This is a genomic window from Pseudomonas sp. B21128, from assembly GCF_044218865.1.
Classification (GTDB): domain Bacteria; phylum Pseudomonadota; class Gammaproteobacteria; order Pseudomonadales; family Pseudomonadaceae; genus Aquipseudomonas; species Aquipseudomonas iridis.
The window spans coordinates 3,773,863-3,788,382 of record NZ_CP162590.1 but is presented as its reverse complement, the minus strand read 5'-3'; the positions used below and the strand labels follow the sequence as shown (position 1 = coordinate 3,788,382).

The window sequence follows — 14,520 nt, the reverse complement described above, 5'->3', positions numbered from 1 at the left end:
TTCGGCTGCACTCAAGCGTACAGTCGAGCCAATTCCTCCCTGCAATGATCGACAAACAACTGCACCGGTTTGGTCAGTTGCACTCTCCGCAGCCAGGCAGCCGACAATCCCGAGCCGGTGACGTTTTCTGCCAGCGGCACGCACACCACTTGCTGACCGTCGTAGGTGTAGTCGCTGAACGGCTTGGTCACCAGAATCGAAAAGCCGAAACCACGCCCGACCATGCCGCGCACCATCTCGATTGACGGTGAGCTGAAGACGATGTGCGGGGTCAATCCGCGTTCTTCGAAGATGCTCACGAAGTAGGTTCGGCTTGGCACTACATCAAGCAAAATCATTGGCTCCAGCACTAGATCGTGCAGCGAGACTTTCGCCTGTTGCGCAAAGCGGTGATCCGCCGGCAGCAAGGCGTAGGGCTGCTGCGGCGGCATCAGCGGCACGGTTTCTATCGTGCTGTCTAGGTCGTGTTCGAAGAGCATTGCCAGGTCGATACTGCCGGCAGTCAGCGCCTGCACCAACTCCTGTTGCTCACCGTCACGAATGCGGATTTCGACCCCGGGCCAGCGCTCTTTGAAACCGGCAATCAGGCGCGGCAGGTACAACGGTGCGACGGTTTCGAAGCAGCCGATATCGATCTGTCCGGCGACGACGTCGTTGTCGGCCAAAGCGTTCTGTTCGAATTCATGGGCCACCCGCAACAGCTCCAGAGCCTTGCGATAAAACCGCGAACCGCTCGGCGTCAGCGAAACGCCTTGGGCGTGATGACGGATGAACAACTGCACGCCGAAGCTTTCTTCCAGATGCTTGATCGCGGTCGACACCGACGGCTGCGCGATATAGAGCTTGCGCGAGGCCTCGGCGACGCTGCCGCAGTCGGCGGTGGTGACGAAGTATTTGAGCTGGCGCAGGTTATAGGCGGCCATCGGAATCTCCAGTAATGCAAAGGATCGCAGCCTTCGGCAGCGCCTGCAGTGAGCACCACAGAAAAGGGCCCGCCCCTGAAAGACTTTGTTGTTTGATCAACGCTGAACATACCCGACACCCCCGCCGCCTGGGGCATATATTTTTTAAGGTCTTTAGCAACAAACTTACTAATTTATCTATCCCGGGGCTTTGCACATGATCACTTCAACAAGAAATGCGCCATCCGTGCCGGCGCTTACCGAAGTACGTCCACGTACTCATCCTTGCCTTGGAGTCCGTCATGGCCACCTCAGCAGCAACCTCCGCTCCGCTCATTGAAAAACACACGATAGGATATGTGCCCCCCGAAGATCGCCACGGAAAAGTCAGGGATCTGTTCACGCTCTGGTTCGGCGGCAATATTGCGCCGTTGCCCATCGTCACCGGTGCGTTGGGCGTGCAGTTGTTTCACTTGAATCTACTCTGGGGCATCGTCGCGATTCTGGTCGGCCATCTGGTCGGCGGCGTGCTGATGGCGCTGCACTCGGCGCAAGGCCCGCAGATGGGCATCCCGCAAATGATTCAGAGCCGTGCGCAGTTCGGCTCCCTCGGCGCCTTGCTGGTGGTGCTGATCGCAGGCGTGATGTACATCGGCTTTTTCGCCTCCAACATCGTCCTCGCCGGCAAATCGCTGCACGGAGTGGTCGACAGCGTTCCAGTGCCAGTCGGCATCGTCATCGGCGCCCTCGGTTCAGGGATCATCGGCATCATTGGCTACCGCTTCATCCACGTGCTCAACCGCATTGGCACCTGGGTGCTGGGGATCGGCATCATCGTCGGTTTTGCCTACATCCTGACCCACGTTCAGACCGATGACTTCCTCACACGCGGCAGTTTCAACCTCTCGGGTTGGCTCGCCACAGTTTCATTAGCAGCGTTGTGGCAGATAGCGTTCGCGCCATATGTTTCCGACTATTCGCGTTACCTACCAGCCCATGTGAAGGTGTCGTCGACGTTCTGGACCACCTATCTGGGCTCGGCACTGGGTTCGAGCCTGTCGTTCATCTTCGGCGCTGTAGCCGTGCTGGCGACGCCAGTGGGCATGGACACCATGGACGCGGTAAAAATGGCCACCGGTGCGATCGGTCCGTTGATGCTTGTACTGTTCCTGCTCAGCGTAATCAGCCACAACGCCCTCAACCTGTACGGCGCGGTACTGTCGCTGATCACCCTGGTGCAAACCTTTGCCTACCGCTGGATCCCGACCGCCAAGAGTCGGGCGCTGATCTCGATCATCGTCCTGCTCGCCTGCTGCTTCGCCGCCGTCGGTGCGTCGGCGGACTTCATCGGCCACTTCGTCGACATGGTGCTGGTGTTGCTGGTGGTGCTGGTGCCGTGGACGGCGATCAACCTGATCGACTTCTACGCGATCCACAAGGGCAAGTACGACATCGCTTCAATCTTCCAGGTCGACGGCGGCATCTACGGCCGCTACAACCCGCAAGCGTTGCTGGCCTATGCGATCGGCATCGCAGTACAGATCCCGTTCATGAACACGCCGCTGTACGTCGGCCCGATTTCGGCGCACATCAACGGTGCTGATCTGTCATGGGTGGTGGGCTTACTGGTGACCTCGCCGCTGTACTTCTGGCTGGCCAACCGAGACAGTGCCTACCGTCGACGGATGTTCGGTGGCAAATTGGCAAGCAGCCTCTGAGAGTTGGTTCGACGAAAAACGAAGGCCCGCCATGTGTGGGCCTTCTGCATTGGCCTGTGGTATTTATTTAGCACCGCCGACCATAGGGAGAGGGACATCCAATGCTGCGAATTCTGGGCAAGGCTTCATCTATCAACGTGCGCAAAGTCCTATGGACCTGCGCCGAACTGCAGATCCCGTTCGAGCGTGAGGATTGGGGCTCGGGCTTCCAATCCACCGACACGCCTGAGTTCCTGGCACTCAACCCCTGCGCCATGGTGCCGGTGATTCAGGACGGGGATTTCACCCTGTGGGAATCCAATTCGATCATTCGTTATCTGGTGGCACGCTATGACGGTTCGCACCTTTACCCGGCTGATGCGCGCGAGCGGGCGCGGATCGATCAATGGCTCGACTGGCAGCCGGCGGAGCTGAACCGTTCATGGTCTTATCCGCTGATGGCACTGGTGCGCAAGTCACCGGACTATCAAGATCCGGACGCCTTGGCCGCCGGTTGCCAAGCGTGGTCGAGAAACATGCAAATCCTCGACCGGCAACTGCAGAAAACCGGCGCCTACGTCAGCGGCGAGCGGTTTTCACTGGCGGACATCCCGATTGGCTTGTCGGTCAATCGCTGGTTCGAAACGCCGCTCAATCATCCGCATTTGCCCGCCGTAAACGCCTACTACGAACGCTTGAGCGAGCGTCCCGGCTATCTGCTTTACGGTCGCAACGGCACGCCGTGATCATCCGTATTTGCCCTGAACACGTTGCCGATCCGACCCTTACAGGGCGTCGTTCAACTCAAGCTGGCGGGTGAACAGAACACTCACATCCATTTTGCTTTGATGTGCAAATTCACTGTCGTTGATCGACCATGGATCGCGGCGACCAGCCGTATGGTTCAGCGCGCCCAAATCATGCAGAACGGCGACCAGAGCACTGCTGTCTGGCGGGTTGCCCTTGTCTGCGGTGGCCTGGAAGTACGCGCTACCCACGCCTGGCTTGCTGTTTCCGGAACGAACATCGGTTGCACTGTTCGCCAACGGAAAATGGCCGCTTTTGAATTGTGAACGGAGAATGTTCAGCATCGAGTTGATGACTTCGGCCGGATAGACGCGCCCATCCTGCAAATAGATGCCATCGGTTTGAATTCGATAATGGAACATTCTGCCGCGTGCCGCGGTGAAGCACTCCGTCCAATCCTCTTCGTCGTCAATCTCGCGCGGGCTCACTGCAACCTCGCTCGACCGGCCGTGTGGCAAGTCGTAGCCAATCATGAACAGTGCTGCCTCAAGTCGGCGTAGCGCGGGTATCGTCGAGGCAGTATTGAATGCGCTGAAAGGCGCTCGGCGCAAGACTTCGGCCAGAATCCCGCTAGCTTTCAGGTTCCAGACAGCATGTGGCTCACCGGCAGCCAAACGGGGGAAGTAATAGTTATGTTGCCGTGGATCGCGATTTTTCGGTGCCTTGGCATTGGCTGCTTCTTTCGCAGGCGCCCAGGGAAAGGCCAGTTCTGCGGGTACTGCGGGCAGTTGTCTGGCCTGACAATATTTCACTACGATCCAGTCCAGAGCAGCGGCGACGCGACTGTCGTAAATGATGAAATCATCGACCAACAGCGAGTAGACCTTGGTCATGCCGGCGTTGAAGCGCATCTGCCCGCGAGTCGCAAGGAGTCCATGAGCCAGGTTTTGGCTGGCCAGCGCAGCCGTCGTCGAAGAGAGGATGCTCACAAGTTTTGCGGTGTTGATAGTCAGCCAGCGCGCATTGCCTGCCCGCACGCCGCCCCAGGCCATGACTTCGATGCTCGCCGAAAGCGTGGCTGCATCGTTGGAGTTTTTCATCCCGGTGTTCAAGGCCTGTCGAAGTGCGTTCAATACGGCATTGCTGCTGGTCAGGCACGTGCCACCAGGTGCGCCAAGCGCGCCATTGTGCTTCCAGAAATACTGCGAAAGCGCATCGGGCAAGCCAGTGAATGTTCTTGGACCGTGGCGACGATCAACGTAGGCATGAGCAAACAATGGTTGGTCAAGATTGGCGGCGAGCCAATCGATAAAATCGTCGACTACGGCGAGTTTCAAATACTGAAGCATGTGCTGTTTCCCGTGTGCATTCTCAGCGTGGCAAAGTCCGGTATTGACCGGGCTCCCCGTGCAGTAATTTTTCATACCTGACGGCACGCGTGCGCGACAGGGCCTGCTCGGCATCACTGCCTGCCAGCAACGCTTTTACAGGGTTGACGATCAGAGCCTGAACATCCGCGGGGCTGTTGATATCGGTCAGATACAGGCTGTAGCACCACTCATCGTCGTACTGAGAGTGAGCCCACTTGAAAAGGCGATCCGCTTGCAGTGAAAGATCGAATTCACTGTCCAGATCAAGCGGAAAGCTCATCAGAAACTCTTCGAAATCAATCGGTGCGCCCCACCATCCGACATGGATCAGTGGCTCGTGATTATCCGCTGCACCGATGCCATTTCCGGCGAGGCTGATCTGCACGACGATGTAACCGCAGATCGAACGTTTTGGCTTGATGACCACCGGCAGCGAAAAACCCAGCTCGGTATTGATCCAACCCTTTTCGTCATTGGCGAATTTCTCGATCCATTGACCTCCCGCCTTGTAGCGGTGCGCAACTTCCGGGCTCAACAACGCGCGACTCACCTCCTCCCTGATCAACTTGGCGAGATGATCACACTCGCCGCCGACTCGAGAAATGAACTCGATGCTTTCGGTGATTGCCTTCCCGATGGCTGAAATATTGGTCACGGTGCTGAGTCCCAGAGGTAAGAGGCGGAGGATTTTTCGAGTGAAGGAACGACGGGTGGCATGAGCTGCGAGAAACCGCTCAATGGCCGCCAGAAAATAGAAGACTGTTCGTTTGGCGCAGACATAGGCGTAGGCGTGGTTAGCGCGACAAACCCCTGAAACCGCAAGATCCCGAGCTTGCCGAGGAAGCGCGTCATCTGCTCTCGCCAGGTCTGCAGTCCGCAGAACTCAGCCGCGCGAAGGTTGCGCACCACATGCAGAACACCGATCCAGGAATGGAGAATGAGTCTGCCCTGCCACACATCGTTGCTGCCAAGGGCATTGAGGCCCGCGCTTATTTCCGGGGCGATAAAGAGATGATAGGCGTCTGCCCGCTCCGCTTCGGTGAGGAACTCAAGCCACTGCCGGTGCAGCTGTTGCTCACCACTTAACGGCGCATTCCACTTGAACTCGACCAGCAAAATGCGCCGCTCTCCAGATGGCCAGTGCAATTCCACGACCAGATCCGGTTCGACTGCGCGACGTGGCCAGAAGCGCATTCGGATATGGCTTGGCGGCGACTCGGGAAATGCCGCGCTGGCAGTACGCCCTGTCTGCTCGACGAGACCGCGCCAGAACAATCCCGCAGCGGCAGGCGGCAAATAATCCAGCGGGCCCATGATCAGGGCGGTGATTTCATCCTCTTCACTGACGCGCTTCTCGCTACCATCGCGGTGCCCCAGGTAACGTCTGTAAAGGTTGCTCTTTCCTTGATTGAAGGCGTGCAGCATTCCGTTCGCTTCGCTGTTTTTCAGAAGGCGCAATAATGGCCTTTCGCCTCACCTTTTACCAGCGAGCAGTTTACGGCTTTGATCCTTTTGAATTTCCTGGGGCGACACGCTTGAAATCAGCCGAACTCACGCTCCGCCCGCACCACACCGCGCTCTTCAAGCAAGCGCACAAACATGCTCAGGCTGCGCGACACCGTGCCCCGCCGCCACACCAGCCAAGTGGTCAGGTAACGGAAATCTGCCGCCAGCGGCCAGACACTCACCGTCGCGCTGCCGGGCATGCTTTGCAGCATTTTGCGTGGCATCAGCGCCAGGCCTGCGCCAGCACTGACGCAAGCGAGCATGCCGTGGTAGGACTCCATTTCGAAGATCTTGCCGGGCACGGCGGCGTCGGTGCTGAACCATTTTTCGAAGTGGTGCCGGTAGGAGCAGTTGGAGCGAAACGCGTAGATGCTCTCGCCGTTCACATCCGCCGCGCGCTGGACTGGCGGATGGTTAAGCGGTGCGATGACGACCATTTCCTCTTCAAACGCCGGCACGCCCTCCAGCGCCGGATGCAACACCGGGCCGTCGACAAATGCAGCGGCCAGACGCCCGGACAGCACGCCGTCAATCATTGTCCCGGACGGACCGGTGGACAGGTCCAGATCGACTTTGGGGTGCAACTGGTTATACGCCGCCAGCAGTTCAGGGATGCGCACCGCGGCGGTACTTTCCAGCGAACCCAGAGGAAACGCGCCCTGCGGTTCTTCACCGGCAACCGTCGCCCGGGCCTCTTGCACCAGGTCGAGAATGCGCCGTGCGTACTCAAGAAAACTCCACCCGGCTGGCGACAGGCGCAAACGGCTTTTCTCACGAATAAACAGATCGACGCCCAGATCCTGCTCAAGCTGTTTGATTCGCGTGGTCAGGTTCGACGGCACGCGATGGATCTGCGCGGCGGCGGCGCTGATGCTGCCGTGGTCGGCCACGGCTTTGAAGATTTCCAGCTGCACCAGATCCATAGTCATTCTCTAATCGTGAAAGAAACGATCTTTATTATTCAGTTTCCAGAACACAAACGCCACCCTACTCTAGCCCCATCCAATGAACACGCAGGACGAAAGCCATGAGCCAGATTTCCAGCCAGACCCACGCCATCTCGATCAACCCCGCCACCGGCGAGCACATCGGCCGCTACGCGTTTGAATCCGCAGAAGCCCTCGATGCCGCGCTGACCCGCGCCGCCTTCGGCTTCGGCAAGTGGAAACGCAAGCCGTTGCAAGATCGCTCTCGCGCACTGACCGCCCTCGCCGGCGCGCTGCGTGAAACCGCTGAGGCCATGGCCACCATGATCACCCTGGAAATGGGCAAGCCCATTGCCCAGGCCCGCGGTGAAATCGAAAAATGCGCCAAGCTCTGCGAGTGGTACGCCGAACATGGCCCGGCCATGCTCGAGGCTGAACCGACTCAGGTTGAAGGCGGCAAGGCGCGGATTGAATACCGTCCGCTCGGACCGATCCTCGCCGTGATGCCGTGGAACTTCCCGATCTGGCAAGTGCTGCGCGGTGCCGTTCCAGCGCTTATCGCCGGCAATACCTACGTCCTCAAGCATGCGCCTAACGTGATGGGCAGCGCTTATTTGTTGCGCGATGCGTTCACCCGCGCAGGCTTTGCCCCCGGCGTGTTTGAAGTGATCAACGTCACTCCAGAAGGGGTCTCCAGCGCCATCGCCGACCCGCGCATTGCTGCCGTTACGCTGACCGGCAGCGTCCGCGCCGGCATGGCCATCGGCGCTCAGGCCGGTGCCGCGCTGAAGAAATGCGTGCTGGAGTTGGGCGGCTCCGATCCGTTTATCGTACTCAATGACGCCAATCTCGACGAAGCCGTTCAGGCCGCCGTGATCGGTCGCTACCAGAACTCCGGTCAGGTCTGCGCGGCAGCCAAGCGACTGATCATCGAAGAAGGCGTCGTTGAAGCATTTACCCGCAAATTCGTCGAGGCAACGCGCAAGCTGAAGGTGGGCGATCCGCTGTCTGCCGAGACTTACATCGGGCCGATGGCGCGTTTTGATCTGCGTGATGAACTGGATCAGCAAGTGCGCGACACCCTCGAAGAAGGTGCGACCCTGTTGCTCGGCGGCGGCAAAACCGCTGGGGCTGGCAACTACTACGAACCGACCGTGCTGGCCGACGTTACCGATCGCATGACTTCGTTCAAACAGGAACTGTTCGGCCCGGTCGCCTCGATCATCACCGCCCGCGATTGCGCGCATGCCATTGCGTTGGCCAACGACAGCGAATTCGGCCTGACCGCGACGATCTACACCGCCAATGTGCAACTGGCCCAGCAACTGACCAGCGAGCTGGAAACCGGCGGCGTATTCATCAACGGTTATTCCGCCAGCGACCCGCGCGTGACCTTCGGCGGCGTGAAGAAGAGTGGGTTTGGCCGTGAGCTGTCGCACTTCGGCGTTCGCGAGTTCTGCAATGCGCAGACGGTGTGGCTGGATCGACGCTGATCATTAGCAGAAAATGCTCGCGCTCGATGCCCTGCAAGTTGCCCATTGCCGTGGGCCTTCTATAGTGATCAGGTCCCCCTGCTCTTGGGGCCCGATATCGAGCGCTTTTCATGATCGCCCCCGAACGCCTGATCATCTGCGAGCACTGCGATTGTGTGTATGAAAAAGCCGTGCTCTGCAAACACCAGAAAACCCTCTGCGTACGCTGCGGCGGGGTGCTCGAACGCTTCAACGGACTGACCGTTGAGCAGCGTCTGGCCCTGTCGTTCACGGCGGCGATGCTGTGGCTGTTCGCCAATTTCTATCCGGTGATGAGCATCAGCCTCAAAGGCTTGAAAAACAGTGCGACGCTGTGGGATTCGGTGGTCGCCCTGAGCCAGGGGCCGATCACGTTCATGGCGATGGTGGCCGCAATCTCGATCATTATTGCCCCGGCGTTCCAGTTGGTGTTGCTGATCTGGGTGCTGAGTTTCGCCCTCTCATCCCGACGCGCGCCAGGCTTCAAGGTCTGTATGCGCTGGCTGGAAACGCTGCGGCCGTGGAGCATGCTGGAAGTGTGTTTGCTGGGGGCGATGGTCGCCGTGTTCAAACTGGCCGGAATGCTTGATGTGCTGCCCGGTATCGGCCTGTTCGCCCTGGCCGTGCTGAGCCTGATGATGATCCGTATTGCCGGCCGCGACATCCGTGACCTCTGGGACATCTTATGAAGCGACCAGCGACCGCCAGCGAGCTGAACCTGTGCCTGTGCCACAGTTGCGGCCTGGCCTGCGACATGACCGACGAACCGCATGAGTGCCCGCGCTGCGACGCCCCGCTGCATCGGCGCAAGATCAATTCGCTCACTCGCACCTGGGCCTATCTGCTCGCCGCACTGGTGTTTTACGTGCCGGCCAACTTGCTGCCGGTGATGAACACCACGATGCTGGGCAGCGGCGCCGACAGCACGATCATGAGCGGCGTGCTGGAGTTCTGGCAGCACGGTGCGTGGGATATCGCGCTGATCATCTTCATCGCCAGTATTGCCGTGCCGGGCGTCAAGTTCGGAGCCCTGACGCTGTTGCTGATCACTGTGCAGCGCGACAGTGGCTGGGCGCGGCGGGAGCGCTCGAAGCTGTTTCGGTTCGTCGAGTTGATCGGCTATTGGTCGATGCTCGACGTACTGGTGGTTGCCCTGGTCGCGGCGCTGGTGAAATTCCAGACGCTGGGCGATATCGAACCGCGTTCGGGCATCCTGTTTTTCGGCATGGTGGTGGTGCTCACCATGCTCTCGGCAATGAGCTTCGACCCGCGACTGATCTGGGACAACGCGCCGGACGACGAAACGCTCAGCGACGCACCCTCTCAAGCAGCACCTGCAAGGGATGGCGCACTGCCCGATCCGACTGGCGCTTGACCTGGCTGCGGCACGAATAGCCGGTGGCCAGCGCCTCGCCTTTCTGCGCTGGCGCGTCGATCTGACGTGCCCACGATTGTTCGTAGATCACTGCCGAAGTGGCGCGGTTGCGCGCTTCGTGGCCATAGGTGCCGGACATGCCGCAGCAGCCGGTGGCCTGCGTGTTCAGTTTCAATCCCACGCGCGCGAACACTTGCTCCCACTGCCGGGTTGCGGCCGGTGCGTTGGTTTTTTCCGTGCAATGCGCCAGCAAACGGAAGCTCTCGGCGGTGCCTTGAAGTGCCTGCTCCGGCATCACGTCGAGCAGCCATTCCTGCAGCAGCGCGACCTCCGGGCATGCCTGCATACCGGAGACTTTCTGATATTCCTGGCGATAAACCAGGGTCATGGCCGGGTCCAGCCCCACCAGCGGCACGCCGACATCCGCCAGTTCGCGCAACTGCCGCGCATTGCGCAACGCCGCGCGGTTGAACGCCGACAGAAAACCCTGCACATGCAGCGGCTTGCCGTTGGCACTGAACGGCGCCAAATAGACCTGATAGCCAAGCCGCGAAATCAGCTCAACCAGATCCGCCAACAGCGGCGCTTCGAAGTAGCGGGTAAACGCGTCCTGCACCAGCACCACGCTGCGCTCGCGCTGCGCCTGGGTCAGCGCAGACAAGGTCGGCACCGTCGCCGGCTGCACCTGCCAACGGCGCATCGCTGCGTGGAAATCGAAACGGCTGAGCAACGGCACATCCACCATGCCGCCCAGGCGCTCCAGCAGTTGTCGAACCACCGACGCGCCCATCAAACCGTTGTACAGCGCCGGAATCCGCGCCATGTAGGGAATGCTGTATTCAAGCGAAGCGATCAGATAATCCCGCGCCGGCCGCAGGTAGCGGCTGTGATACAGCTCGAGGAATCGTGAACGAAACTCCGGCACATTGACCTTCACCGGGCATTGGCCCGCGCAGGATTTGCACGCCAGACAACCGGCCATGGCATCGTAGACCTCATGGGAGAAGTCTGGCGTTTGCGCGCGGCTGTTGCGCCAGCGCTGCCAAAAGGTGCTGAAAAACCCAGGTCGGCGAACGGCCTCCGACAGCACATCAACCCCCGCCTCACCCTGCAATCGCAGCCATTCGCGGATCAACGACGCCCGCCCCTTGGGCGACTGCGCGCGCTCACGGGTGGCTTTCCACGACGGGCACATCGCGTCATCAGGATCAAAGTTGTAACAAGCGCCGTTGCCATTGCAGTGCATCGCTGCACCGTAGTCCTGCCAGACTTTCTCGTCGATCTGTCGATCCAGTTCGCCACGCAAGGTCACTTCATCAATCTTCAGCAGCTCAGCGCCTGTGTTGGCCGCCGTCGCGATTTTGCCCGGGTTGAATTGGTTGAACGGGTCGAACGCGGCCTTCAGCGCTTGCAGTGCCGGGTACAGCTCACCGAAAAACGCGGGCGCGTATTCCGAGCGCAGGCCCTTGCCGTGCTCGCCCCACAGCAGGCCGCCGTAGCGTTGAGTCAATGCGGCGACGCCATCGGACACCGGCCGCACCAGCGCCGCTTGTTGCGGATCTTTCATGTCGAGAATCGGCCGCACGTGCAGTACGCCGGCATCGACATGACCGAACATGCCGTACTGCAAGCCGTGGCTGTCGAGCAGATCGCGCAACTCGGCGATGTACTCGGCAAGATGCTGCGGTGGCACGGCCGTGTCTTCGACAAACGGCTGCGGCCGCGCTTCACCGGCAACGTTGCCGAGCAAGCCCACGGCGCGTTTGCGCATGCCATATACCTTGTTCACCGCGGCGTGGCCTACCGCCAGCGTGTGGCCCAGACGCTCAACGGTAAGGTCGTTGCTCAAGTGCTCAACGAACGCTTCTACACGGCGCTGCAGATCTTCGGCATCGTCACCGCAAAATTCCACCAGGTTGATCCCCAGCGTCGGCCGGTCGGGGCTTTGTGGGAAATACTCGGCAACGCCGTGCCAGACAATGTCCTGCATCGCCAGCAACAGCACTTTCGAGTCGACGGTTTCAATCGACAGCGGCTTAAGCGCCATCAGCGCCCGAGCATCACGGAGCGCGTCCATGAACCCGGCGTAGCGAATGTTCACCAGCATCGTATGTTTGGGAATCGGCAATACGTTCAACTTCGCCTCAACCACAAAACCGAGCGAACCTTCGGCGCCACACAGCACGCTGTTGAGGTTGAAGCGATTGTCCGCCTCGCGCAGGTGCGCCAGGTCGTAACCGGTCAGGCAACGGTTGAGATCGGGAAAGCGCGCCTTGATCAGCGCACCTTGCTCATCAATGATCTGCCGCGCACAACGATAGACTTCGCCGATCCGATCTTCGCGGGCGCACTGCGCTTCAAGTTCGCTCTCCGCAAGCGGCTGACCGTGCAGACGCTCGCCGCCGCGCAGGATCATATCGAGCTCCAGCACGTGATCGCGGGTCTTGCCATAGGTGCAACTGCCTTGGCCGCTGGCGTCGGTGTTGATCATGCCGCCGACGGTGGCGCGGTTGGAGGTGGAGAGCTCCGGGGCGAAAAACAGCCCGGCTGATTTCAGCGCGGCGTTGAGCTGATCCTTGACCACCCCGGCCTGCACGCGCACCCAACGCTGCTCGACGTTGATCTCCAGAATCCGGTTCATGTGCCGCGACAAGTCGACGACGATACCGTCGGTCAACGACTGGCCATTGGTGCCGGTGCCACCGCCGCGCGGGGTGATGACCACGTGTTGGTAGGTCGGGTCGGCAATCAGTCGTGCGACCTTGGCCACGTCCTCAGCGTCCATGGGGAACACCGCAGCTTGCGGCAGTCGCTGATAGATCGAGTTGTCAGTGGCCAGCACCACGCGACTGGCGTAGTCGGCGCTGATTTCACCCCGAAAACCGCTGGCCTTCAGCGCATTTAGGAACTGCTGGTAATTGGAGGTTTGCGCGGTTGCGGGCGACAGCTGGGCAATCATCGGTCAGGACATCTCGGTCAAAATCGGGCCGTGTGGCGGTGAACAGTTGTACGCAACGAATGATTGCGTCAGGCTCCGCCATCTCATGTTGCCCATATTCATTGCTGACGAATGCTGGGACAACCGTAAATTTGACCCGCTATTGATGACTTTTACGAATGAATCCGCGCACGCTCACGCCTTCCATGTCGTTATTGCTGGCCTTCGAGGCTGCCGCGCGCCACGAAAGCTACACCCGCGCCGCCCATGAACTGTCGCTGACGCAAAGTGCGGTCAGCCGTCAGGTGCAAATCCTCGAGAAGATGCTCGGCATGCGCCTGTTCAGCCGCGAAGGCCGGCAAGTAGTCCTGACCGACGTCGGGCGCATGTATCAACGCGAACTCGCCGAAGCACTCGGGCAGATCCGCAGCGCCACTTTGCAGGCCATGGCATTCGGCTCCGGCATCCATAGCCTGCGGCTGGCAACGCTGCCGACCTTCGGCTCGAAATGGTTGTTGCCGCGACTCAAGGATTTCTACACCGCCCACCCGGGCATGACCGTGCACTTGCACTCACGCATCGAAGCCATCGATTTTGATACCAGTGAAATCGACGCGGCAATTTGTGTGGGCGGCGGCGAGTGGCCGGGGCTGACCGCCCTGCCCCTGCACACCGAGGAACTGGTGGTAATCGCCAGTACGCAACTGTCCGAAGACGAGCGCAACGACGCTGGGCAACACATCGCCGGGCAATTGCTACTCAACGTCAGCAGCAATGCTCAAGCGTGGACAGAATGGTTCAGCCAGCACGATTTGCCGCATCGCAGCATGCGCATCGGGCCGAGCTTCGAAATGACTGCGCATCTGATTCAGGCGGTGCGGGCGAATATTGGCGTGGGCCTGGTGCCGCGGATTCTGGTCGAGGACGAACTGCTGAATGGGGAGTTGCTGCAACTGGGGGAACCGATTACCAGTCGACGCAGCTATTACCTGGTGTACCCGCCGCGCAATGAAGCGCTGCCGTCGTTGAAGGCGTTTCGGGATTGGTTGGTGGAGACGCTTTGAAGCATCACGATGACAGCCGGGCAGTCATCACGTTTCCAAGGATGGCTGGCGCTTCAGAGGTGGTGGCGCGCTTGGCCCTTTGATCAGTGGTTCCGCTAGTGGTTTTCCGTCTGCCCCCCTGAAAAGACGCGCATACTCCCTTGGCATAGGTTGTGGTGCTCTGGCGGTCATGATGAACCCTCTAATGTGGGGTTGAACTCAACCCATTTAACTTTTGCCGAATCTATCAGTAAATATTCGGCACCAGAAGGCAGCGACTTGCCATCCTCGTCGAGCCAATGCGGGTCCTGCATCACAAACTGCCCATTGGCTGACTCCGGTGGCCACTCGACCGGCCAGCCAAGTACGCGCCTTTCGTCGATCAAATGCAGAGTGATGAAGCGGTCATTTTGAACGAATGCGCTGAACCATTCGCTTGGGTAGGAAGATTGTTTCGTTACGTTTCTGTCGCGCAACCATCGATTTGACCAGATCACCCATGATC

Annotated in this window: 13 protein-coding genes; 6 read left to right on the top strand and 7 right to left on the bottom strand. The window is 59.7% G+C overall.

Translation table 11 applies throughout. The features are described 5' to 3' along the window. Positions 1-11 precede the first annotated feature (11 nt). Complete coding sequence (locus tag AB4P91_RS16890) at positions 12-923, bottom strand: LysR family transcriptional regulator (protein WP_150598164.1); 912 nt, start codon at positions 921-923, stop codon at positions 12-14. A gap of 281 nt (positions 924-1,204) precedes the next feature. On the opposite strand from AB4P91_RS16890, the gene AB4P91_RS16885 reads away from it, so the two are divergent. After that, on the top strand, positions 1,205-2,620 hold the full coding sequence (locus tag AB4P91_RS16885; RefSeq protein ID WP_150598163.1) for a cytosine permease: 1,416 nt from the start codon (positions 1,205-1,207) through the stop codon (positions 2,618-2,620). Positions 2,621-2,721: 101 nt separating this feature from the next. Continuing rightward, positions 2,722-3,345, top strand: coding sequence for a glutathione S-transferase family protein (locus AB4P91_RS16880; protein WP_150592163.1), 624 nt, complete (start codon positions 2,722-2,724; stop codon positions 3,343-3,345). Positions 3,346-3,384: 39 nt separating this feature from the next. Here AB4P91_RS16880 and AB4P91_RS16875 read toward each other — a convergent pair whose 3' ends face one another. From AB4P91_RS16875 to AB4P91_RS16860, 4 genes are all read right to left on the bottom strand, one after another. Beyond that, positions 3,385-4,695 (bottom strand): hypothetical protein, encoded by a 1,311-nt coding sequence (locus AB4P91_RS16875; RefSeq protein ID WP_191623974.1) that lies wholly within the window; start codon positions 4,693-4,695, stop codon positions 3,385-3,387. Between the two features lie 22 nt (positions 4,696-4,717). Then, positions 4,718-5,371 carry a hypothetical protein gene (locus tag AB4P91_RS16870; protein WP_047301713.1) on the bottom strand — a complete coding sequence of 218 codons (654 nt, stop codon included), beginning with the start codon at positions 5,369-5,371 and terminating at the stop codon, positions 4,718-4,720. After that, positions 5,368-6,174: a hypothetical protein gene (locus AB4P91_RS16865; protein ID WP_147282623.1), complete on the bottom strand. Its 807-nt coding sequence runs from the start codon at positions 6,172-6,174 to the stop codon at positions 5,368-5,370. The genes AB4P91_RS16870 and AB4P91_RS16865 overlap by 4 nt, the downstream gene beginning before the upstream one ends. An 83-nt stretch (positions 6,175-6,257) precedes the next feature. After that, positions 6,258-7,145, bottom strand: coding sequence for a LysR family transcriptional regulator (locus tag AB4P91_RS16860; RefSeq protein WP_395604970.1), 888 nt, complete (start codon positions 7,143-7,145; stop codon positions 6,258-6,260). A gap of 104 nt (positions 7,146-7,249) precedes the next feature. On the opposite strand from AB4P91_RS16860, the gene AB4P91_RS16855 reads away from it, so the two are divergent. The 3 genes from AB4P91_RS16855 to AB4P91_RS16845 all read left to right on the top strand — a co-directional run bounded on the left by AB4P91_RS16855 (position 7,250) and on the right by AB4P91_RS16845 (position 10,034). Next, positions 7,250-8,641: an aldehyde dehydrogenase family protein gene (locus AB4P91_RS16855; RefSeq protein ID WP_395603248.1), complete on the top strand. Its 1,392-nt coding sequence runs from the start codon at positions 7,250-7,252 to the stop codon at positions 8,639-8,641. A gap of 110 nt (positions 8,642-8,751) precedes the next feature. Next, a complete protein-coding gene (locus tag AB4P91_RS16850; RefSeq protein ID WP_150598158.1) occupies positions 8,752-9,348 on the top strand; it encodes a paraquat-inducible protein A in 597 nt (198 codons plus the stop codon). Further along, on the top strand, positions 9,345-10,034 hold the full coding sequence (locus AB4P91_RS16845) for a paraquat-inducible protein A (RefSeq protein ID WP_395603247.1): 690 nt from the start codon (positions 9,345-9,347) through the stop codon (positions 10,032-10,034). Before AB4P91_RS16850 ends, AB4P91_RS16845 begins: the two co-directional genes overlap by 4 nt. On the opposite strand, the gene AB4P91_RS16840 is transcribed toward AB4P91_RS16845, so the two are convergent. Further along, positions 9,967-12,993 (bottom strand): FAD-binding and (Fe-S)-binding domain-containing protein, encoded by a 3,027-nt coding sequence (locus tag AB4P91_RS16840; protein WP_395603246.1) that lies wholly within the window; start codon positions 12,991-12,993, stop codon positions 9,967-9,969. The two genes, AB4P91_RS16845 and AB4P91_RS16840, sit on opposite strands and share 68 nt — an antisense overlap. Before the next feature lie 158 nt (positions 12,994-13,151). On the opposite strand from AB4P91_RS16840, the gene AB4P91_RS16835 reads away from it, so the two are divergent. After that, on the top strand, positions 13,152-14,036 hold the full coding sequence (locus tag AB4P91_RS16835) for a LysR substrate-binding domain-containing protein (RefSeq protein ID WP_042559552.1): 885 nt from the start codon (positions 13,152-13,154) through the stop codon (positions 14,034-14,036). A gap of 167 nt (positions 14,037-14,203) precedes the next feature. Here the strand turns inward: AB4P91_RS16835 and AB4P91_RS16830 are convergent, their stop codons facing one another. Beyond that, complete coding sequence (locus AB4P91_RS16830) at positions 14,204-14,512, bottom strand: hypothetical protein (protein ID WP_395603245.1); 309 nt, start codon at positions 14,510-14,512, stop codon at positions 14,204-14,206. Positions 14,513-14,520: the final 8 nt, after the last annotated feature.